At 69.7% G+C, this 19706-nt stretch carries 16 protein-coding genes; 8 read left to right on the top strand and 8 right to left on the bottom strand.

Annotated features, from left to right (window positions below; genetic code table 11):
- Nucleotides 1-30: 30 nt before the first annotated feature.
- The 4 genes from ACFY5A_RS08820 to ACFY5A_RS08805 all read right to left on the bottom strand — a co-directional run bounded on the left by ACFY5A_RS08820 (nucleotide 31) and on the right by ACFY5A_RS08805 (nucleotide 5320).
- Nucleotides 31-3054 (bottom strand): SMC family ATPase, encoded by a 3024-nt coding sequence (locus tag ACFY5A_RS08820; protein ID WP_341940146.1) that lies wholly within the window; start codon nucleotides 3052-3054, stop codon nucleotides 31-33.
- A 15-nt stretch (nucleotides 3055-3069) separates the two neighbouring features.
- Nucleotides 3070-4224, bottom strand: coding sequence for an exonuclease SbcCD subunit D (locus ACFY5A_RS08815; protein WP_341940147.1), 1155 nt, complete (start codon nucleotides 4222-4224; stop codon nucleotides 3070-3072).
- Nucleotides 4225-4484: 260 nt separating this feature from the next.
- The gene (locus tag ACFY5A_RS08810) at nucleotides 4485-4949 is read right to left on the bottom strand and encodes a DIP1984 family protein (protein WP_341940148.1); all 465 of its coding nucleotides are present in this window, start codon (nucleotides 4947-4949) and stop codon (nucleotides 4485-4487) included.
- Nucleotides 4950-5011: 62 nt separating this feature from the next.
- Nucleotides 5012-5320 carry a GNAT family N-acetyltransferase gene (locus ACFY5A_RS08805; protein WP_105675468.1) on the bottom strand — a complete coding sequence of 103 codons (309 nt, stop codon included), beginning with the start codon at nucleotides 5318-5320 and terminating at the stop codon, nucleotides 5012-5014.
- Between the two features lie 326 nt (nucleotides 5321-5646).
- Here ACFY5A_RS08805 and ACFY5A_RS08800 point away from each other — a divergent pair, with 326 nt between their 5' ends.
- From ACFY5A_RS08800 to ACFY5A_RS08790, 3 genes are all read left to right on the top strand, one after another.
- Nucleotides 5647-6336 carry a winged helix-turn-helix domain-containing protein gene (locus tag ACFY5A_RS08800; protein WP_105675466.1) on the top strand — a complete coding sequence of 230 codons (690 nt, stop codon included), beginning with the start codon at nucleotides 5647-5649 and terminating at the stop codon, nucleotides 6334-6336.
- A 135-nt stretch (nucleotides 6337-6471) separates the two neighbouring features.
- Nucleotides 6472-7428 carry a DNA-3-methyladenine glycosylase family protein gene (locus ACFY5A_RS08795; RefSeq protein WP_387233247.1) on the top strand — a complete coding sequence of 319 codons (957 nt, stop codon included), beginning with the start codon at nucleotides 6472-6474 and terminating at the stop codon, nucleotides 7426-7428.
- 20 nt (nucleotides 7429-7448) lie between these two features.
- Nucleotides 7449-7655, top strand: a complete 207-nt coding sequence (locus ACFY5A_RS08790) for a hypothetical protein (protein WP_105675463.1) — start codon at nucleotides 7449-7451, stop codon at nucleotides 7653-7655.
- Nucleotides 7656-7787: 132 nt separating this feature from the next.
- Here ACFY5A_RS08790 and ACFY5A_RS08785 read toward each other — a convergent pair whose 3' ends face one another.
- From ACFY5A_RS08785 to ACFY5A_RS08770, 4 genes are all read right to left on the bottom strand, one after another.
- Complete coding sequence (locus ACFY5A_RS08785; RefSeq protein WP_387233244.1) at nucleotides 7788-8543, bottom strand: ABC transporter ATP-binding protein; 756 nt, start codon at nucleotides 8541-8543, stop codon at nucleotides 7788-7790.
- A complete protein-coding gene (locus tag ACFY5A_RS08780) occupies nucleotides 8540-9571 on the bottom strand; it encodes an iron chelate uptake ABC transporter family permease subunit (RefSeq protein WP_387233241.1) in 1032 nt (343 codons plus the stop codon). The genes ACFY5A_RS08785 and ACFY5A_RS08780 overlap by 4 nt, the downstream gene beginning before the upstream one ends.
- Nucleotides 9561-10607, bottom strand: a complete 1047-nt coding sequence (locus tag ACFY5A_RS08775) for an ABC transporter permease (RefSeq protein WP_387233238.1) — start codon at nucleotides 10605-10607, stop codon at nucleotides 9561-9563. Before ACFY5A_RS08775 ends, ACFY5A_RS08780 begins: the two co-directional genes overlap by 11 nt.
- A gap of 81 nt (nucleotides 10608-10688) precedes the next feature.
- Entirely contained in the window at nucleotides 10689-11690 is a 1002-nt protein-coding gene (locus ACFY5A_RS08770; RefSeq protein WP_341940154.1) for an ABC transporter substrate-binding protein, read from the bottom strand.
- A 101-nt stretch (nucleotides 11691-11791) separates the two neighbouring features.
- Here ACFY5A_RS08770 and ACFY5A_RS08765 point away from each other — a divergent pair, with 101 nt between their 5' ends.
- The 5 genes from ACFY5A_RS08765 (at nucleotide 11792) to ACFY5A_RS08745 (ending at nucleotide 19677) form a co-directional block, all read left to right on the top strand.
- Nucleotides 11792-12553, top strand: coding sequence for a siderophore-interacting protein (locus ACFY5A_RS08765; RefSeq protein WP_105675456.1), 762 nt, complete (start codon nucleotides 11792-11794; stop codon nucleotides 12551-12553).
- Between the two features lie 154 nt (nucleotides 12554-12707).
- Nucleotides 12708-13112, top strand: coding sequence for a VOC family protein (locus ACFY5A_RS08760; RefSeq protein ID WP_341940155.1), 405 nt, complete (start codon nucleotides 12708-12710; stop codon nucleotides 13110-13112).
- A 266-nt stretch (nucleotides 13113-13378) separates the two neighbouring features.
- Nucleotides 13379-14548, top strand: coding sequence for an RtcB family protein (locus ACFY5A_RS08755; protein ID WP_223587063.1), 1170 nt, complete (start codon nucleotides 13379-13381; stop codon nucleotides 14546-14548).
- A 170-nt stretch (nucleotides 14549-14718) separates the two neighbouring features.
- Nucleotides 14719-17271: a LuxR C-terminal-related transcriptional regulator gene (locus ACFY5A_RS08750; RefSeq protein WP_387233233.1), complete on the top strand. Its 2553-nt coding sequence runs from the start codon at nucleotides 14719-14721 to the stop codon at nucleotides 17269-17271.
- A 198-nt stretch (nucleotides 17272-17469) separates the two neighbouring features.
- Nucleotides 17470-19677 (top strand): hypothetical protein, encoded by a 2208-nt coding sequence (locus ACFY5A_RS08745; RefSeq protein WP_387233230.1) that lies wholly within the window; start codon nucleotides 17470-17472, stop codon nucleotides 19675-19677.
- Nucleotides 19678-19706 lie beyond the last annotated feature (29 nt).

Below are 19706 nucleotides of genomic sequence, written 5' to 3'. Positions count from 1 at the left end.
TGCCGGAGGCGGTCCTGTGGCCGCGCGTCGTCAGCGGGCCTCGATGACGCTCGGCCCCTCGGCCGTGGCCCTGACGGTGAGCTGAGCAGGGATCTGCTCCTGCATCGCCTCGACGTGACTGATCACGCCGACCGTGCGGCCGCCCTGACGCAGCTCATCGAGCGTGCGCATGGCGACCTCCAGGGTGTCGCCATCGAGCGATCCGAACCCCTCGTCGATGAACAGGGTGTCGAGTCGGATGCCTCCCGCGCGCGCCGTGACGACCTCGGCGAGCCCGAGCGCGAGCGCGAGAGAACTGAGGAAGGTCTCGCCCCCGGAGAGCGACTGCGCAGGGCGGCTCTGGCCGGTGAAGGCGTCGAACACCACGATGCCGAGGCCTGAGGCCGCGCCCCTGGCGGCCAGCGCGTCGGAGTGCTGCAGCTGATAGCGTCCGGCCGACATGTCGCTCAGCCGTCGGTTCGCCGCCCTGACGATCTCCTCGAGTTCGGCGGCGAGCACGAAGGTCTCGAGGGTCATCTTGCGGCTGTTCGCCCCGCGGCCGGCGATGGTGTCTGCCAGCTCCCGCAGGACCTCGAACTCGGCGGCGTCGTCGCCGACGCGCGCCTGCTCGGATGCCGCGGATTCGATCAGACCTCCCAGCCTCTCAGCGGTGCCCTCGGCGCGGGAGGCGGCATCCACCGCTGCGGTCCAGCGCGCCCTGGCCTCGACGGATGCCTGCTCCTGAGGCAGGAGATCGATCGGCTCCTCGGGGAGAGTGCGCAGTTCCAGGTCGAGCAGGATCGCCTTCTCCTTGCCCCGCTGCGCCGTGTGCTCGTCGATGCGGGCCGTCAGCGCCGCCTGTGCCGCGGGCGAGCGCAGCGCCGCCTCGGCAGCTGCGACATCGTCGAAGGCCGACGCGGCGAGCGCGGCATCCCGCTCCGCGACAGCGTCGGCAGTCGTCTTCTCGTGACGCTCCCGCTCCGCGATCGCTTCGGACAGTAAGCGGGCGGCGGAGATGCGCTCCCCGGCCTCCTCCAGGCGCGCGGCGACCGTCTCGTGTTCCCCGCGGGCCGAGAGGATCTGCGCCTCGGCGTCTGCGCGGCGCTGAAGAAGCACGGCGAGCTCTTCCCGAGCGGCGGAGAGGGCGGCAGTGTCGTCCGCGCGACCGTTCTCGAGAGCCTCTGCTCTCGCCGTCAGAGCGGCGAGTTCCTGCTCGAGCTCCGCGACGGCCGACGCCGACGCGACACTCGTGTCGTACTCCTCTTCGGCCGCGGTGAGGTCTGCGGTCGCCTGCTCCACCGTGCGCCCATCGGCGCGGGCTGTCGCCGCAGCGAGTGCGGCGACAGTGGCCGCGAGCTTCTCCGACGCCATGCGCTCGCGCTGGGCCGCGGCGTCGCGCGCGGCCTCGGCCTCGGCCACGTCGTCGGCCGACACCGGGTCGACATGCTCGGCGGGGGCGGGATGCTCGTGCGCGCCGCAGACCGGGCAGGCCTCTCCGTCGACCAGGGCGGAGGCGAGTTCCCCCGCCATCCCGTCGGAACGGCGCTTGCGCAGCTGCGCGAACCGCGCCTGCGCCGATGCGAACGCTGCCGCCGCATCGTCGACGGCAGCGTTGTCGATGACCTCCTGCGCTTCCACCCGCTCACGCTCGGCAGCCGCCGCATTCCGGGCTGCCGCAGCCTCGCGCGCGACGAGGAGATCTGCGGCCCGATCGGCCCGTCGTCTCGCGTCGTCACGTCGCTGGGTGGCCGCCGCGATCCGCTCAGGAATCGTCGACCGCTCCGTGTCCCCTGCGTCGATCCGTGCGGACACGGCCGCCACACGATCTTCGGCGGCCTGGAGATCGACAGCCAGCTGCGGCGCCCGGCGCTCGAGCTCACGCGCGTGCTCCCAGGCGCCTGTCTCCTTCGTCTGCTCCGAGGCCCAGGCATCGAGCTCCTCCGTGCTCTCGGAGGGAAGGGCGATGCCGAATCGGGTCCAGCGGCTCCGGGCCTCCTGCTCGGCATCGGTCGAGACGGTGAGCGCGACCTGCGCGCGCGTCGCCGCGGCGATCGTCGCACGCAGCGCCTCGGCAGCGCGGGCAGCATCGAGCTCTGCCCGGGCGTCGGCGATCTGCGGGAGTTCGGCATCGAGCCGATCGAGGGCCGCACGGGCGCGATCACGCTCGCTCTGCGCGCGCTGATCCTCTCGCAGCGCGGCCAGCGCCGCATCGGCCGCGGTGAGGCGCGTCTCGGCGTCGTCGCGCTCGGCCGCACGCCGCTCGACGCGGTAGTCCGCCCTGGCCTTGGCGCGGCGCAGGTCGTCGAGCCGCTCGTCCGTGGAGGCCGCCGACGTCAGCCCGGCAACGCTCACGTCTTCGCGCTCAGCGCGCGACGAGCCCTCTGCCCCGTCGGCCTCGAGCTCCGCGCTCGCGACCAGACGATCGGCCTCGTCGAGTCGCGCTGTCACGGCGGCCAGTCTCGTGCCGAGCCGGAGCTCCGCCTCCCGCCGACGCTCGTCGAACCGCGACTGCACGTCCTCGAAGCGCTCCGTGCCGAAGAGGCGGCGCAGGAGCGACTGACGGTCTCTGCTGTTCGCGAGCAGGAACTCCGAGAACCGGTTCTGCGCCAGCAGGATCACCTGCAGGAACTGCTCCCTGCTGAGCTGCAGGATCTCGTCGAGCTCACCGGCGACATCGACCGCTCGGGCGGCGCGACCGACCCAGCCGGCATCCGTCCACTCGTCGAGAGCGACCGCGGCCGCCTGCTTCGTGAGACCGCCGCCTCGCTTCGCCGGCCGCAGATACTCCGGCGAACGTGTGACCCGGAACCGCCCGGAAGGCGTGCTGAACTCCACGACGACCTCGGACACCTCGTCGGGTTCGCTGTGGTCGCTCCTCAGCCTCTTCTCGCTCCCGTCGTAGCGGGGAACACCTCCGTAGAGGCCGAAGCACACCGCATCGAGGATGCTGGACTTGCCCGCGCCCGTCCGCCCGGCGATGAGGAAGATGCCGTCGTCAGCGAACGCGTCGAAATCCACGATCTGACGCGAACGGAACGGGCCGAAGCCCTCGACCTCCAGGCGGTGCAGCTGCATCGGATCAGTACCCGCTCAGACCAGTGCTTCGGTCCGCGCACGATCGTCGAGGATCTCGCGGATCAGCTCGCTCTCTCGCTCAGACGCCCCTTGCCCTGCCCGGACGTGCTGCAGGAAGGCCTCGATCCGGTCGGTGTCGGTGACGGCCATCCGCAGGCGCTCGGAATAGGAGCGCTCATCGACCTCGGCGCTCACCGAGGGCTGATGCTGCACCATCGCGCAGAAGGGATACTGCTCACGCAGACGGCGCATCGGCTCTGCCTGTGCGACGGCGTCGGTGTAGATCGCGCACACCCAGTCTTCGGCGTGCGCGGCGACGTTCTCGACCGACAGGATCTCGTCGAGAGTACCGGTGAGCGTCACGAGTGCGCGGGGCACGGGCAGATCGAGCCACTCGGCGGACGCCAGGCCGTCGGCGTCGAGCTCTACCAGCCAGGAGCCGCGCGGCTTGTGCTGCTCGCCGAAGCTGTAGTGCAGCGGCGCCCCCGAGTAGCGCACGCGTTCGCTCACCTGCTGACGACCGTGGATGTGCCCGAGCGCCACGTAGTCGGGACCGTCGAAGACCTCGAGCGGGACCACGTCGAGACCGCCCTGGCGGACCTCGCGCTCGAGGCCGGCGGTGACGTCGACGCCCGCCGCGAAGCAGTGCGCGATCGCGACCGAGCGCCCTTCGTGCCGGTCGATGCCCTCGCGCACCAGCCCCATGGCGTGCGCCATCGTCTGGGCCTGAGTGCGCAGCTGCGCCTCCGGCCAGTGCTGGCGGACGATCGCCGGCTCGAGGTACGGGATGCCGAAGAAGTGCACGGGGCCGTCGGCATCGTGCACCGTGACGGGGTCACCGATCGCACGGGGATCGGTGAGCACGTCGATGCCGTCGCGCAGGAGCCTGGCCTGGAACCCGAGCCGCGCGGCCGAGTCGTGGTTGCCGCTCGTCACGATGACGCGGGCTCCCGTCTCGTGCAGCGCGACGAGCGCGTCGCCGAGGAGCGTGTACGCGGCCGCAGCCGGCGTCGCCGAGTCGAACACGTCGCCTGCGACCACCACGACGTCGACGTCGTTCTCGCGAACCTGCTCCGTGAGCGCCCCGAAGACCTCGGCCAGCGCATCCATGGTCGAGTTGCCATGGAAGGTGCGGCCGATGTGCCAGTCGGAGGTGTGCAGGATTCGCATACCCTCACGGTACGGAGGGCCTCCGACATCACGTCCGAGGCGTGCCGGACGCGATCCTGAATGAGAGAGCGAAAGGTCCCCTGACCCACCCTCGCCATGACGATCGGCACGCGGTGATGCGAGATGCGCTGTGCGCTGTCACCTGTGCGGGGTGCGGGGCTGCGCGATACGGGATCTGGGCTGCCCTCCGCCCGACAAGGGCCGGTCTTGCCCCACCGGCAGGGGTTGTGCCCGCTTCGTCGTGGCTACCGACTTCCGCTCTACTCCTCCAGGTCGCTCGTCCAGTTCGCCTGCTGGATGCGGTTGTCCAGCTCCCGCAGCTCGACGGCGACGGCATCCGCCCTCTCGCGCAGCGTCGCGACGGGAAGAGCCGCCACCTGCCGCAGCTCGGAGCGCATCTGCCGGAACATCCCGGCGGACCCGGAGGCCGCCGACGCCGCGTCCGCGAGCAGCGAATGCCGCAGGCGCAGCACGTCGCGAGCCGCGAGCGCGTCTGTCATCGTGCCGTCCGCGCCGAGATCGAGCCGGGAGTTGGTCGCGTTGATGCGGCGGATCAGCTCCTGGAGGCGCTCCAGCGCGGCGTCCGCCTCGACGATGAGCGCCGCGGCGTCCTCCGCCGGCTCCTCGCCCTCCTGATAGCGCGCGTTCGCGGTGATGCGGGAGCGGAGCTGCTCGATCCTGCGCTGCAGATCGGCTCTCGCGGTGAGCGCTTCGGCGAGTTTCATCCGGTCATCTCCTCGGGGTGCACGTGCAGACGGCGTCGTAACACAGTGTCACAGAAGCCGGATCATCGTGTACGGAGCAGATCCGCGTGCTCGGGGTGCGCGGCGAACCAGTCCGCGACGTACCAGCAGACCGGATCGACCTTGCGATCCCCCCGGGACTCGAGGTCGGCGACAGCGCCCTCCACGACCTTTGCGGCGTAGCCTTTTCCGCGGAAAGTCGGGATCGTGAAGGCTCTGGTCAGCGCGACCGTGCGCCCGTCGTCGCGGTAGTCGAGCACGCTCACGAGCTCGCCGTCGTGCAGGAGCGTGTAGCGCGACGCGTCCTTCTCATCCGTGAAGCTGAAGCCTTTTATCGCATGCGGGAGCACCATCTGAGCAACGTTACGCCCGCCCCGGGGGCCGGTGGTCGTTTTGACACGCGCAGACTTCTTCCGACATAATCCCCCCATGACCACCAACGCACGCCCTTTGTCCGCCCAGGAGGCGAACAGGACTGCCGGGATGATGATGCCCGGTCGCGTTGGCATGTGTTGCCGAATGTGTCGCTGAACGAACAGCCACCCCGCCTGACCTGACCCTTCGCGATCTGCGAGGTCGGTGTCTCCGAGCATCCACCCTTGCTCGCTCTCCCGGCGCCGCCGGTCATTCATGCAACGCATCAGAGCCGCATCGGCTCACGTCCTGAGGACTCATCATCATGTCGAACACCGCCCTTCTCGAGCGTCCCGCCGCATCCGTCCGCCCGCAGGCCGCCACCGCGCCGCTGGCCGCCGACCTCCCCGCCGTCCGCTCGCCCCGTGGCTTCGCCCTGTACGTCGGCCTCGACGAGATCAAGGCCGCCGAGGCCGGGGTCAGCCTTCCGCTCCTGGTCGACGCCCTCCGTCGCACCCTCGCCGAGCTCGCTCCCGGCGCCGAGACGCACGCCACCGTGGCGCTCGCCCCGCACGGCTCCGGCGGCCGCGACCTCGATGTCGTGCGCCTCGCCCTGCAGGAGCCCGGCGCGATCGCCCGCACCAAGGCCGCCGCCGAGGAGGACGTGACCGACGAAGAGGGCGGAGTCGTCGTCGACATCTCCCGCAAGCGCGTTCTCATCGACGGCGAGTCCGCGTCCTTCACCTACAAGGAGTTCGAGCTCCTGCAGTACCTCGTCCTCCGCGAGGGCCGCACGATCGAGCGCAGCGAGCTGGTCTCCGCGCTCTGGCAGGCGCAGGACGACGAGACCCCCGGCGAGCGCACGATCGACGTGCACGTGCGTCGCCTCCGCGCCAAGCTCGGTCGCTACGAGGACATCGTCCGCACCGTGCGCGGCATCGGCTACCGCTTCGACCGGCACGCCGACGTCGTCATCCGCTACGGCCACGGCACCCCCTCGCCCGACCGCTTCTGAGTCGGGGCGCAGGCCTTCCGGGGGTCCGTTCGGTTCACGCGTCGCTTTCCCGGGATTCTCCGGAGTTCTGCGCACGAGCTCGAGGCGTACGATGTCGGGACTCACGACGTCGGAACCGCCGCGTAGGGTGATCGCATGACCGTGACGGCAGCTCCCGAATCGGATGCCGCGGCATCCGGCGCACCGCTCGAGACCGTCTACCGCCCCGCGCGCCCCGTCGACCTCCGCTCCACCGTCGGCGTGCTCCGCCGCGGGCCGGGCGACCCGACCATGGTGCACGACGGCCCGGTGATCTGGCGCGCCCTGCGCACGGCGACGGGCACAGCGACTCTCGCGCTGCGCTCATCCTCCGGCGAGATCAGGGCCACCGCGTGGGGCCTTGGCGCCGCCGCCGCCCTCGACACCGTGCCCGCGCTCTGCGGAGCCCATGACGACGACTCCGGCTTCGACGCGTCGCATCATCCCCTCGTCGCCGAGGCCGCCCGCCGCCATCCGTCGCTGCGCCTCGCGAGGACGGACCAGGTCTTCGACGCATTGGCCTGCGCGATCCTCGAGCAGAAGGTGACGGGGCTGCAGGCGTTCCGCGCGTGGCGCGTGCTGGTGACGCGCTTCGGCGAACCCGCTCCTGGTCCGACGCCGCGGCCGATGCACGCCGCCCCCTCGGTGGAGGGCTGGCGCCGCATCCCGTCGTGGGCCTGGCACAGCGCGGGCGTGCAGCCGCCGCAGTCGAAGACGCTCGTCCGCGTGGCGGAGCGCGGCGACAGCATCCGTCGCGCGCTGATCGCCGCAGCGACCGGGGCCGACCGTGATCGCGTGCTCACCAGCCTCCCCGGAATCGGCCTCTGGACCTCGGCCGAAACCCGCATCCGCGCCCTCGGCGACCCGGATGCCGTGAGCGTGGGCGACTATCATCTGGCCCACGAGATCGGCTACGCCCTGACCGGCTCTCGGACCGACGACGACGGGATGCTGGAGCTGCTCGCCCCCTGGGCTGGTCACCGCCAGCGCGTGATCCGGCTGATCTCCGCGAGCGGCGTGCGAGAGCCGCGGCGGGGCCCTCGGCTCTCGCCGGAGGACCACCGCGGTCGCTGATCGCCCCCTAGGCTGAGGGCATGAAGACGCCCCCGCGCACCGGCTTCCGCCTGCTCATCTCCGCCGGACTCCTGGTGATCGGCGTCGTCGTCGGCCTCATCTTCGAGAACGTATGGCTCGGAGTGCTGCTCGCGGTCATCGTGTGGTTCGGCTGGTTCCTCGGCTTCGAGTCCCGCCGCGGGCACAACGAGGGCGTGAACGACGAGGACCACGGCATCGAGCTCTGACCCGCCGCCGATCCCGCTCCCCGGCGGCGGCGTCCCGCGCCGAGCGCACCGGAAGCCCGCCCCGCGCACGGCTCCTCGACGACGGCATCCCGTGCACCCGGCGAGATCACGGGAGATCGACGACGTCGGCCGTCAGTAGTAGACCGCAAGAGGGCCGGAGGGGCCCTCGACCACCCGCACGGGGGTGTCGAACACGCGGGTGAGCACCTCGTCGGTCATGATCTCCTCCGGGGTCCCGAACTCGACCACCGCGCCGTCCTTCATCGCACAGATGTGGTCGGCGTAGTGGCCGGCGAAGTTGATGTCGTGCAGCACGATCACGATCGTGCGGCCCAGCTCCTCGGCGGCGCGGCGCAGGTGCTTCATCATCTGCACGGCGTGCTTCATGTCGAGGTTGTTCAGCGGCTCGTCGAGCAGCACGAACTCGGTGTCCTGCGCGAGGACCATGGCGACGTAGGCGCGCTGTCGCTGACCGCCGGAGAGCTCGTCGATGAACCTCTGCTCGAGATCCGTGAGACCGAGGAAGTCGATCGCCTCGGTGATCTTGTCCTCGTCGAGCTGGGTGAGCCGCCCGCCGGAGTGCGGGTAGCGGCCGAAGCCCACGAGCTGGCGCACCGTGAGCCTGGTGACGAAGTGGTTCTCCTGTCGCAGGATCGACACGATCCTCGCCACCTGCTTCGACGGCGTCCGGTGCACGTCGAGACCGTCGATCTCGACGGTCCCCTCGTCCGGGGCGAGCAGCCGTCCCATCATGGTGAGCAGGGTGGACTTGCCCGCGCCGTTCGGCCCGATGAGGGCGACGATGCCGCCAGCCGGAAGATCGATCGAGACGGGGCCGATCTCGGTCTCGCTGCTGTAGCGCTGGACGAGGTCTCTGATGCGGATCACAGTCGCCCCTTTCGGAGGATGACGAGGAGGAAGAGGAGACCGCCGAGCAGCTCGACGATGATCGTGACCGCGTTGACAAGAGTGAACACGTGCTTGAGCAGGAAGTAGGCGAGCCCGAGCGCGACGTAGCCGAGCAGCCACGCCATCGGCAGGAGGAGACGGTGGTCGTAGGTGTCGGCGATCGCGTAGGCCAGCGTGGCGACGAGGAAGCCGAGGAAGGTCATCGGCCCGAACAGCGACGTGCTCATCGCCATCAGCACCGAGACCAGCGTGAGCACCAGCATCACCTGGCGCTTGTGGTTCAGCCCGAGGTTCGTGCTGATGTCCTTGCCCAGCGACAGCAGGTCCAGTCGCCGCGACAGCATCCAGATCGCCCCTCCGGCGATCGCGCACACCGGGATGACGAACCACAGGAAGTCGGTGTTGGCGTTGGTGATGCTGCCGAAGAGGCGAGCGGCGAGAACGTCAAACTCGTTCGGCTCGAGCATCTGCTGCAGGAAGGTGGAGAGGGCTCCCATCCCCGTGCCGAGGATGATGCCGATCAGCAGCATGACGTGCAGGTTGCCGAACCGCCCGGAGAGCAGCCACGAGTAGAGCAGCACGGCGAAGAGCACCATCAGCGCCGACTGCAGCAGGAACCGGGCGAACGGCGTGACGCCGCTGAATCCCGCGACGCCGAAGAAGAACACGATCACCGTCTGGATGAGCACGTAGAGGGACTCGAAGCCCATGATCGACGGCGTGATGATGCGGTTGTTCGTCGCGGTCTGGAAGGCGATCGTCGCGTACGCCTGGCAGAAGGTGACGACCGCGATGACGACGACGGCCGAGACGCGCATGCCCGAGATGCGCAGCCACCGTTCGCTGAACAGCGCGTAGGGGTTGTTCCAGCACAGCAGCAGGGCGGTGATGACGATTGCGCCGACGATCAGGCCGATCAGCACGAGCCGGTAGCGGAGGCGGTGCGCGGGGTCGGCGAAGGACCCGGAGCGCCGCACGGACGGGCGGTTCACGAGGTCAGCGGACACCGGTCCTCCTCGTCCGAAGGAGCATGAGGATGAACACGATCGATCCGACGACGCCCAGCACCAGCGAGATCGGCACCTCGAAGGGCATGATGATCGTGCGTCCGATGAGGTCGCAGATGGTCACGATCCAGATTCCGGTGAGGAACACCCACGGCAGGTTCGAGCGCAGGTCGTCGCCGCGAACCATCGACACGAGGTTCGGCACGATCAGCCCCAGGAAGGGCAGAGCGCCAATGATGACCGTGACCACTCCCGTGGTCATCGCGACGAGACCGACGCCCAGGAGCACGACCCGCTCGTAGTGCAGACCGACGTTCGTGGCGATGTCCTTCCCCAGGCCGGCGACCGTGAAGCGGTCGGCGGCGATCACGACCACGATCGCGACGAAGAGCACGATCCAGAGCGGCTCGTAGCGACCGATCTCGATCCCGGTGAACCGGCCCATGAACCACCCGCCGATCACCTGCAGCAGATTGAAGCGCAGCGCAAGGAACGTCGACACGGCGCTGATGACGGAGCCGAACATGATGCCGACGATCGGCACGATGAGCGACGACTTCAGGGTCACCCGCCGGAGGAACGCGAAGAACACGAGCGTCCCGGCGAAGGCGAAGACGATCGCGATCACCATCTTCGTGAAGACTCCGGATGCCGGCAGCACGATGTAGGTGACGAGCAGCCCCAGCCCCGCCCACTCCGTGGTGCCGACCGTCGTCGGCTCCACGAAGCGGTTCTGCGTCATCAGCTGCATCACGAGACCCGCCATCGCCATGCTCGCCCCGGCGAGGACGAGGGAGGCGGTGCGCGGTATGCGGGTGATCCAGAGGAACTCCCGGCCATCGCCCTGCGCCGCGGTGATGTCGGCGACGCCGGTGAAGATCGACACGGTCACGAGGGCGAGCGTCAGGAGGACGGCGAGGAGCAGCGGCCACGTCCGGGACCAGCGGGAGCGGTCTCGTCGGGGTGACGCGGTGGCGGCGACGGCGTCGGTGTTCGTGATCCGTCGCGGCACCGGCGCGGAGGGCGTCGAGGTCATGGGGTCTCCGGGGCAGTGGGGCGCGCCGCCGCCACGTCCGGAATGCGGTCGGGCAGCGGCGCGCGGGTCGGCGTCGGCGCGTCAGCTCGCGTCGAACATCTCCGTGAGCCCGTTCAGGACCGCGATGTAGGCGAAGACGTCCTCGGTGAGGTAGTAGTCCGCCGGCATCACCGTGATGGCCTCGTTCTTCACGGCCGGGACGCTGGAGAGGGCGGCGGAACCGGTGATCAGCTCGAGCGCGGGGACGACGGTCTGGCCTTCCTCCGACACCGCGGCGTCGCGGTCGAGGACCAGGAGGTAGTCGGCGTTCGCCTGGGCGAGCGCCTCGAGCGAGACGTTGTCGCCGGTGTGGTCCGACGACCCCGCGGCGTCGAGGGCGGGGGTGAGCCCGAGCAGGCTGAAGAAGATGCTCGCTCCGCGGCCGTCGGTGGGGTTCGAGTAGTTGATCTCGCCGCCGGAGGTGACCAGGCCCATGACCGTCTTCTCGGGGTCGTACGCGTCCTTCGCCTTCTCGATGGCGGTGTGGAGCTCCTCGACGAGCGCCTCGGCCTCGGCCTTCTTGTTGAAGACCTCCCCCATCAGGGTGACGCTCTCGACGACGAACTCGTCGGCCGTCTGCCCCTCCGGACCCGTCATGTCGATGAACGCCGCGTCGGGGGCGGCATCCTTCACGCCCTGGGCGTTCTCTTCGCCGCCGAAGCGGTAGCCGTTGACCACGACGTCGGGGTCGGCCGCGACGATCTGCTCGAAGTCGGGCTCGGTGTGAAGGCCGATGTTGAGGATCTCGGTCGAGTCCTTGAGCGGATTCTTCGGGCTGAACAGGTCGAGCGGGGCGACGGAGACGGGGAGATCCCAGTCTGCGGCGAGCTGGAAGAAGCGGTTGTCGGTGATCGCGACGCTGTCGGCGCTCTCGATGGTCACCTCGTTGCCCGCGAGGTCGGTGACGGTCACCGGATAGTAGTCCTCCGCAGCCGCGGGCTTCTCGGTGTTCGGGGCCTCCGCCGACGGGGAGGCGCAGCCGGCGAGGGCGAGCAGACCGACGAGCCCGAGGCTCGTGGCGGTGAGGATTCTGGGCATGGACATGGAGAGACTCCTGTTCTGCGGGGGTTTTCGCGCGAAGGGCGCCGGATCGGGCGAAGTTAGGGTTGCCTATCCTCGCCTCGAATGTAGGTTAGCCTTACTTCATGAGCGATACGAAATCCGGCTTCTCCATCGAGCGTCGCGGCCTCGAGCTGCGCTTCCGCACCGTCACGCTGACCGCTCGGGAGTGGCTGGCCCCCGATTTCGTGCGCGTCCGCCTCTCCGGCAGTGACCTCGCCGGCTTCGACTCCCTCGGCTCCGACGACCACATGCGCCTGTTCTTCCCTGCGGGTCCCGTCGACACCGTCGAGGAGCTGCGCGCCTCCCCGAGCCGCGAGTACACGCCGCTCGCGTGGGGTGAGGACTGGCTCGACGTCGAGTTCGCGGTGCACGGCGACGAGGGCGTGGCCGCGCCGTGGGCGGCCACCGCACCGCTCGGATCCTCGATCGGCGTCGGCGGTCCCCGTGGATCCGCCGTCATCTCGGGACAGCCCGGTTCCTGGTTCCTCGCCGGCGATGAGACCGCCATCCCCGCCATCCGCCGCTTCGCCGCGCTGCTCCCCGCCGACGTGCCCGCGCGCATCGTCATCGAGACGGTGTCGGCGAGCCGCGAGGTCGAGATCGAGGCCCCGGTCGACGTCGAGTGGGTGCACCGTGGCGACGCCCCCTCCGGCTCCGCGCTCACGACCCTCATCGACGGGCTGACGGATGCCGTCGGCGCCGACCCGTTCGTCTTCATCGCCGCCGAGCAGTCCATCGTGAAGCCCGGTCGCGCGCTCCTCGAGCGCTGGGGCGTCGACACCGCCCACGCCGTGGTCAAGGGCTACTGGAAGCGCGGCGAGGCGGAGTACCACGCCCCGCACTGACCTCACCCGCTCTCGCCGGAAGACTCTCGCCCGCTCTCATGGGAGAGCCCGGAGCATCGGATGCCGGTGCGGCGCGCCTCCCGGCGACACGCCGCGACGCGAGCGGATGCTCCGGGTTCTCCGGCAGAGCCCGACGATGCGCGACGATGGACGTATGGCACTCGTCGATCACCTGGGTATCACCGTCAACGACATCGCCCGAGGACGTGAGCAGTTCCATCCTGTGCTGACGGCGCTGGGCTACGAGCTCGGAGTCGAGGCCGAGGGCGGGTTCTCGTGGCACCACGGCGACGACACCGAGATCATCGTGTTCGCCCCGCGCGAGGCGGACTCCGGTCCTCACGTGCACGGCCGCGTCGGATGGCAGCACCTCGCCTTCGCCGTCGACTCCCGCGAAGACGTCGATCGACTGCACGCCGTCGCGGTGGCCGCCGGGTGGACGGTCGTGCGCGAGCCGAAGATCTACGAGCGCTTCAGCGACACGTACTACGCCTCCTTCGTCGAGGAGGACAACGGCATCCGCATCGAGTTCATGCACAATCCGCCGCGGGACGCTTGACGCACGCAGCGAATCTCCCCTAATGTTGCAAAGCTGTGCCGACCGGCGCAGCACTCAGCCGAGGAGACGACGGATGCCCGCCCTGCGGAAACTCCCCTTCGCCGCGGTCGATGCCCTTCAGCAGAAGCGCAACGACCGCCACGAGTCGTACCCTCCGGCGCGCGCCGTGTAGCAGCATCCGCTGCTCTCATGCCCCGCACCGTCAGGTCCGGGGCATTTTTCTGTGCCTCCCGACCTGTGGCTGACCATCACGAAGGAAAGGAATCATGGAGAGGCTCTCCGCACGGCTGCTGTCGTGGGCGTCGCTGATCGACGAGAAGACACTCGATCAGGCGAAGACCACGGCGCGCATGCCGTTCATCCACCCGCACCTGGCGCTCATGCCGGATGCGCACCTCGGCAAGGGGGCGACCGTCGGGTCGGTCATCCCGACCCTCGGCGCGATCATCCCGGCCGCCGTCGGCGTCGACATCGGCTGCGGGATGATCGCCGTCCGCACACAGTTCACGAGGAGCGACCTCGACGGTCGCGACCTCGCCGAGCTGCGGGAGCAGATCGAGCGGGCCATCCCGCTCTCCGCCGGGCGCTACAACAACAAGATCGTCGCCACGGCGCAGCCGAGGATCGACGAGCTCGAGGCGCTGGCGGAGAAGAGCGGATTCGATCCGGAGTCCTACGCAGGGAACTGGCGGCTGCAATTGGGCACGCTCGGCTCGGGCAACCACTTCATCGAGGTGTCGGTCGACGAGCTCGACCGGGTGTGGCTGTTCCTGCACTCGGGTTCGCGGGGAGTCGGCAACCGGATCGCCGGCCACCACATCGCCGTCGCGCAGCGGCTGGCGAAGCAGTGGTGGATTGACCTTCCCGACCCCGACCTCGCCTACCTGGTCGAGGGCACGCCCGAGTTCACGCGGTACATCAGGGAGCTCCGGTGGGCGCAGCACTTCGCTCTGCTCAACCGGGAGGAGATGATGGACAGGGTGGTCCGGCAGGTGTCGGAGTTCCTCGGGACGACGGTGGACGAGCAGGAGCGGATCAACTGCCACCACAACTTCACCGAGTCGGAGAAGCACTTCGGCAAGCAGGTGTGGGTCTCCCGGAAGGGAGCGATCCAGGCGGATGCCGGACGGCCGGGGCTCATCCCCGGCTCGATGGGGACCGCGTCCTACGTGGTCGAGGGCCTCGGCAACCCGCTGTCGTTGAACTCGTCTCCGCACGGTGCAGGGCGGGAGTACTCCCGGTCGGCCGCGCGGCGGACGTTCACCCACGATCAGCTGCGGGAGGCCATGGTCGGGATCGAGTTCCGGGACACGGATGCCTTCATCGATGAGATCCCGCAGGCGTACAAGCCGATCGACACGGTGATGGCGGATGCCGCCGATCTGGTGACGATCCGGCACACGCTCCGGCAGCTCGTCAACGTGAAGGGCGATTGAGCACAGAGGTGGGCGGTGGCGATGCCATCGCCCACCTCTGCGTCTTCGGGGCCGAGCAGCATACTGCGCGGTCACGGGAGCGGTGATTACACTGACGTCCGAACCAGGAGATGCCCTCATGCCACGACCCGAACTCCGCCCGCCGGTCATCGGCGCCGAACGGAGCAGCGATGTTCGTCAGGACTGACGATCTCGCATCGGCGCTGAGGCTGATCACCGCGGGTTCCTGCGTCAGCATCGTGGGGCCGGACGGCAGCGGACGCTCGATGCTGCTGCGCGAGATCGCCGGACACCTGGAGCAGCGCGGCTATCCGACCATCCGGATCCTCGGCATCGAGTCGCTTCGCGGCCGCCCCTTCGACGCACTGGATCTCGCCGGCGAGACGCCGACGGGATCGTCACCGCCCCAGGCCAGACAGCTGGTCGCCGCGTTGGCCGAACGCGCGGCGGGGACGCGCGCAGTGCTCCTCGTCGACGACGCCCCGTTCGTCGACGAGGAATCGTGGGGAGTCATCGCGGCCGTGCACGCCCGTACGGGCGCCACGATCGTCACGACATCGGCGGCGCCCCGAGACGGAGCCGCGAAGAGACTGCATGCGATCGTGAGCCAGGCCGCGGAGCTCCGCCTGCGTCCGCTGACCTTCGAGGCCGTCTCCGATCTCGTCCACGAGCAGCTCGGGAGCGCCGTCGACACCGGCCTGGTCGGACGCGTGTACACCCGATCCGCCGGCATCCCCAGCCTGGCCGTGGCGATGATCACGGCGGCGCGCGCGTTCGGCCACATCGCGCTCGAGGACGGCACCTGGACCACGATCGGCGAGCTCTGGCACGATTCGATGTCCGGAGCGGTCGAGCACCTCCTCGCCCACCTGGATGCCGACGACCTCGAAGCCATCGAGACGCTCGCGCTCGCGGGCGTCCTGGACATCGACACCGCAGAGGAGCTCGTCGGCCGTCACGCCATCGAGTCGCTCGAATCGGCGAGCCTGCTGCTGAGCATCGAGCCGTTCGGACGTCTGTCGGTCGCCGTGACTCCCCCGCTCGTCGCCGACTACTTCCAGAACCGCCCGACCTCGGTGCGGCGCACCCGCATCCTGAGAAGGATCCAGGAGCGCTTCGGCCCCGCAGACGACGCCGCCGCGCGCATCGAGCTCCTCCCCGGAAGCGCTGCGGACGCCTCGCTCGAACCGGATGCCGCGGAGATGACCCTGGTGCGGCTCATCCGCGATCGGCACGCGGCGCAGCTCTCGGCACGACGGCGCGCGTGGGAGCGCGACCCGAGCGTGGAGACGGCCACGAACTACCTGTTCACGCTCTTCGACGGGAAGCACGACTCCTCGGTGGCGCTCCAGGTGTTCGAGCGCACGCCCACCAGCATCGGGGACGGCGGAGCGCGGGCGATGTTCCGCATCCTCCAGGCGCGCTGGCATGCGCTCGCTGCGGGCGAGACGGCATCCGCACTCGACATCCTCGAGGCCGCCGCCGCCGACCAGCCCCGCTACGAGACGATGCTGGAGGTCTGGGCGACCCACCTGAAGATCGTCGGCGACGGCGCGACGCGCGCGCAGATCGACCGCCTCGCGACGTTGTCAGGACGGGATGCCACCACCGACGACTCGATCAGGTCCGTCCTCTCGACGGCGCTGCTTCTTCGAGGTCGCGCCGAATCGGCGCACGAGCTCCTCGTGGACGCGGACGACACCTCCACGAAGCTCGGACGCGTGCTCACCCTGCTGCACGGTTGGTCCCTGCTGGGCAGGGGCGATGTGGCCGAGGCGCACGACTGGGCGGTCACCCACATCGAGCAGAGCCGGGTCGAGCTCGACCTCGAGAATCTGCGAGGGCACACCTATCTCGCCGCGGTCTCCGGGATCACCCTCGGGCGGTTCCGCGCCGCCGAGATCCACCTCGGCAGGTTCCTCGCCCTGGGAGAGCCGGGGCTGGGCCAGGAGGGCAGCCAGATGGGAGCACTGGCGCTGGCGGCGATGCTCGCTGCCAGGTCGGGGCGGATCAGCACGGCGACATCGCTCGCTGCGCAGGCCACTGCCACCGGGGTGACGATCGGCCCCTGGCCCGGCATGGTCGCAGCGCTTCCCGACATCACCTTCCGACTCCTCGCCGGCGATGCCGAGGGTGCGGAACGGGAGATCCGCGCTCAGATGAGCGAGCTCGAGAGGCGCGGCTACCTCCTCGCGGCCGGGATGCTGCGCGTGCTGACCTGGGGGCTCGGCGTGCAGGCACCGCCCACGGCGAGCGCCGACGACGACGCCATCCGCGTCGAGGGCGCCCTCGTCACTCCGATCCTCGATGTGCGCGCGGCCGTCGCACGCGAGGACCATGCGGAGCTCGCGCGCCTGGGCGCGTGGTTCGAGGAGCAGAAGCGCCTCGAACACGCGGCGACGTCGTACGAGCGGGGACGCGACATCGCCGTGCGGCACGGTGACGACGTGGCGGCGGCACAGCTGTCCGATGCGCTCGCCGACCTTCGGGGTCGACGCGATCCCCTCGATTCCGTGTCGGCAGCGGGCCGTTCGAGCACGCAGGCGCAGCTGTCGAATCGCGAGCGCGAAGTCGCCCGTCTCGCCGCGCACGGCCAGTCCAATCACGAGATCGCAGAGCACCTGCACATCAGCACCCGCACTGTGGAGAGCCACCTGCTCAAGGCGTTCCGCAAGCTGCGCATCTCCGGTCGCGCGGAGCTCTCCGCGTTCTCCTGGCTCTGAGCCACGGCGACAGACGCCGCGCTCCCGCTGAGCATCACCGGGTTCGACGTGTGACGTACCCGGTCGCGCATCGCGCCTACTGAGTTCCGCTCGCCCACTACGGATCACGACCCGCACGCGGCACCGCGCGTCCGCACCCTTGAGAGGTTGCCCCGCGCACCGGAGGCACTCCGACCCACTCTCAGAGAGGACTGCCTCATGGCACGTTCAGCCCGCAGATCGACACACGCGGCCCCACCCGGCCTCCGTTCACGACGAGGAAGGACCGCCGGTCTCGCGGCGGCCGCCCTCGCCGTCGGCGCCGTGGCGATTCCCGGAGGGTTCGCCTCGCCCGCACCGGCTTTCGCCGCGGATGCGATCGACTGCTCCGCCATCTACGCCATGAACTCGACCAACGGCGCCGGCAGCACGCTGTGGAGCATCGACACGGCCACGGGAGCGCAGACCGAAGTGGGCGAGATCGCCGCGGGGGCCGATGCCCGCTCGACGTTCAACGCCCTCGGCGTGCACGTCACCCCCGAGCATCCGGGCGGACTCGCCTATGTGATGCGTTCCGACCACTGGACGACGAACAAGGGCGCGATGGAGACCTACGATTTCGCGACCGGAACGACCACGAGTGTCGATGTCGTCGATCTGCCCACCGGCTGGACGAGCACCCAGACGCACGGCGCAACGGACCCGAAGACCTCACGGTACTTCCATGGCTCGACGAACGGCGGCTCCCTGAACCTGGATGCACGCGCGCTCGACTCCGGTGCCCGCGAAGGCCGAGTCCGGATCACGTTTCCGTCCACCATTCCAGGAACGAACGGCGACATGGCCTTCGATCACGAGGGAAACCTCTACGTCGTCATGAGTGACGCGAAGGAAGCGGCGATCTACGTGGTGGACGCCCGAGACATCATCCTCGGGCAGGGGAACCCCGCCCCGGCAGTGCGCTCCACGCTGATCCATCGCTTCACCGTCGCAGACCCCGGGAATCTCGGCATCAACGGGGCCGCCTTCGACCGCGACGGCTTCCTCGTCGTGAGCACTGAGCTCGAGCTGCTGCGGATCGACCCGATGTCGGGAGAGGTCACGAGCACGGTGACCTTCTCGAAGCCCGGCGTCGTCGACCTGGCATCCTGCACCGCCCCGAGCCACCTCACGCTCGAGAAGGACTTCCCCGAGGGCCGGGAATCCGACGATGACACCGACCAGGTGCGCCTCGCGGCATCCGGCAGCGGTCTCGGCGACATCGCCACGCAGACGACCGGCACTGCGCGGGGCGTGCAGCGCGAGCGAGTGCTCGTCCCGGTGCTCCCCGGCTCCGTCGTCACGATCGAGGAGAGCGGCACCGGCACCGATCCGGAGCGCTACCGATCGTCGTGGACCTGCCTGGATGGCGCCAGCAGTGATCGGATCGCGAGCGGCCGAGGCACTCGTGCCGACGTCACGATTCCCGAGGGTCGTCCCGACGGCGTGGGCGTGCGCTGCACGTTCACGAACACGCCGCGCGTCGAGGCGGAGATCCTCCTGACGAAGTCGGCGGACGTCTCGCAGGCCCAGGTCGGCGACCGTGTCACGTACTCGTTCGAGGTCACCAACTCCGGCACCAGCCCGCTGAGCGATGTGACCGTCGACGAGACCGCGTTCACCGGCACCGGCACGCTCTCGCCGGTGGAGTGTCCCTCGCGACCGCTCGCTCTCGACCCCGACGAGACCGTGACATGCACCGCGACTTACGTGGTGCAGCAGGATGACGTCGACAGGGGCTCCGTCGAGAACACCGCGACCGCATCGGGCATGACGCTCACCGGAACCCCGGTGACCTCGCTCCCGTCTTCGGCGGTGATCACCTCGGAGCAGGCCCCCGGGCTCGCCATCGTGAAGTCGACGGATGCCGCGTGGTTCTGGAGCGGCAGCACGATCGACTACACCTTCGTCGTCACCAACACCGGAACCGTGACGCTCACGGACGTCCGGGTCGACGAGACGGAGTTCAGCGGCACCGGATCGGTGTCCGCGGTGGAATGCCCGCCCGAAGCGGCATCCCTCCGGCCAGGGCAGTCGATCACCTGCACCGCGAGCTACACGACGCAGGACGCAGATCTCGCACTCGACACGATCGACAACACGGCGGTCTCTGCGGGCACCACGCCGGGCGGCGAGCCGGTCGAGTCGGCGCCGTCGAGCGCGACCACACCGCGCGGCGACGGCGGACACGTCGACGACGAGACGGGCGGAACCGAACAGCCGACGCCCCCTGCCGAGAAGGGTGAGAACTCCGGCCCCGGCGGCCTCGCCGACACCGGACTGGATCTGGTCGGGCCGCTCGTGGCCGGGGGCGCGGCTCTCGCGCTGCTGGCTCTCGGGATCGCTCTGATCCGCGCCCGTCGTCACGCCGGGAGCCACGACGGCTGAGACGTGAACAGAGACCGCCCCGGGGCTCG

This window comes from Microbacterium sp. NPDC012755 (assembly GCF_042901325.1).
Taxonomy (GTDB): domain Bacteria; phylum Actinomycetota; class Actinomycetes; order Actinomycetales; family Microbacteriaceae; genus Microbacterium; species Microbacterium natoriense.
The sequence above is the reverse complement of the archived record's forward strand: the minus strand, read 5'-3'. Positions and strand labels throughout refer to the sequence as shown.

Excerpts from the sequence above, each read along its gene's own strand:
- ACFY5A_RS08795 (WP_387233247.1), top strand. The coding sequence starts at position 6,472 with ATGACCGTGACGGCAGCTCCCGAATCGGATGCCGCGGCATCCGGCGCA.
- ACFY5A_RS08760 (WP_341940155.1), top strand. The coding sequence starts at position 12,708 with ATGGCACTCGTCGATCACCTGGGTATCACCGTCAACGACATCGCCCGA.
- ACFY5A_RS08770 (WP_341940154.1), bottom strand. The coding sequence starts at position 11,690 with ATGTCCATGCCCAGAATCCTCACCGCCACGAGCCTCGGGCTCGTCGGT.
- ACFY5A_RS08765 (WP_105675456.1), top strand. The coding sequence starts at position 11,792 with ATGAGCGATACGAAATCCGGCTTCTCCATCGAGCGTCGCGGCCTCGAG.
- ACFY5A_RS08790 (WP_105675463.1), top strand. The coding sequence starts at position 7,449 with ATGAAGACGCCCCCGCGCACCGGCTTCCGCCTGCTCATCTCCGCCGGA.
- ACFY5A_RS08755 (WP_223587063.1), top strand. The coding sequence starts at position 13,379 with ATGGAGAGGCTCTCCGCACGGCTGCTGTCGTGGGCGTCGCTGATCGAC.
- ACFY5A_RS08800 (WP_105675466.1), top strand. The coding sequence starts at position 5,647 with ATGTCGAACACCGCCCTTCTCGAGCGTCCCGCCGCATCCGTCCGCCCG.
- ACFY5A_RS08745 (WP_387233230.1), top strand. The coding sequence starts at position 17,470 with ATGGCACGTTCAGCCCGCAGATCGACACACGCGGCCCCACCCGGCCTC.
- ACFY5A_RS08810 (WP_341940148.1), bottom strand. The coding sequence starts at position 4,949 with ATGAAACTCGCCGAAGCGCTCACCGCGAGAGCCGATCTGCAGCGCAGG.
- ACFY5A_RS08820 (WP_341940146.1), bottom strand. The coding sequence starts at position 3,054 with ATGCAGCTGCACCGCCTGGAGGTCGAGGGCTTCGGCCCGTTCCGTTCG.
- ACFY5A_RS08805 (WP_105675468.1), bottom strand. The coding sequence starts at position 5,320 with ATGGTGCTCCCGCATGCGATAAAAGGCTTCAGCTTCACGGATGAGAAG.
- ACFY5A_RS08750 (WP_387233233.1), top strand. The coding sequence starts at position 14,719 with ATGTTCGTCAGGACTGACGATCTCGCATCGGCGCTGAGGCTGATCACC.
- ACFY5A_RS08815 (WP_341940147.1), bottom strand. The coding sequence starts at position 4,224 with ATGCGAATCCTGCACACCTCCGACTGGCACATCGGCCGCACCTTCCAT.
- ACFY5A_RS08775 (WP_387233238.1), bottom strand. The coding sequence starts at position 10,607 with ATGACCTCGACGCCCTCCGCGCCGGTGCCGCGACGGATCACGAACACC.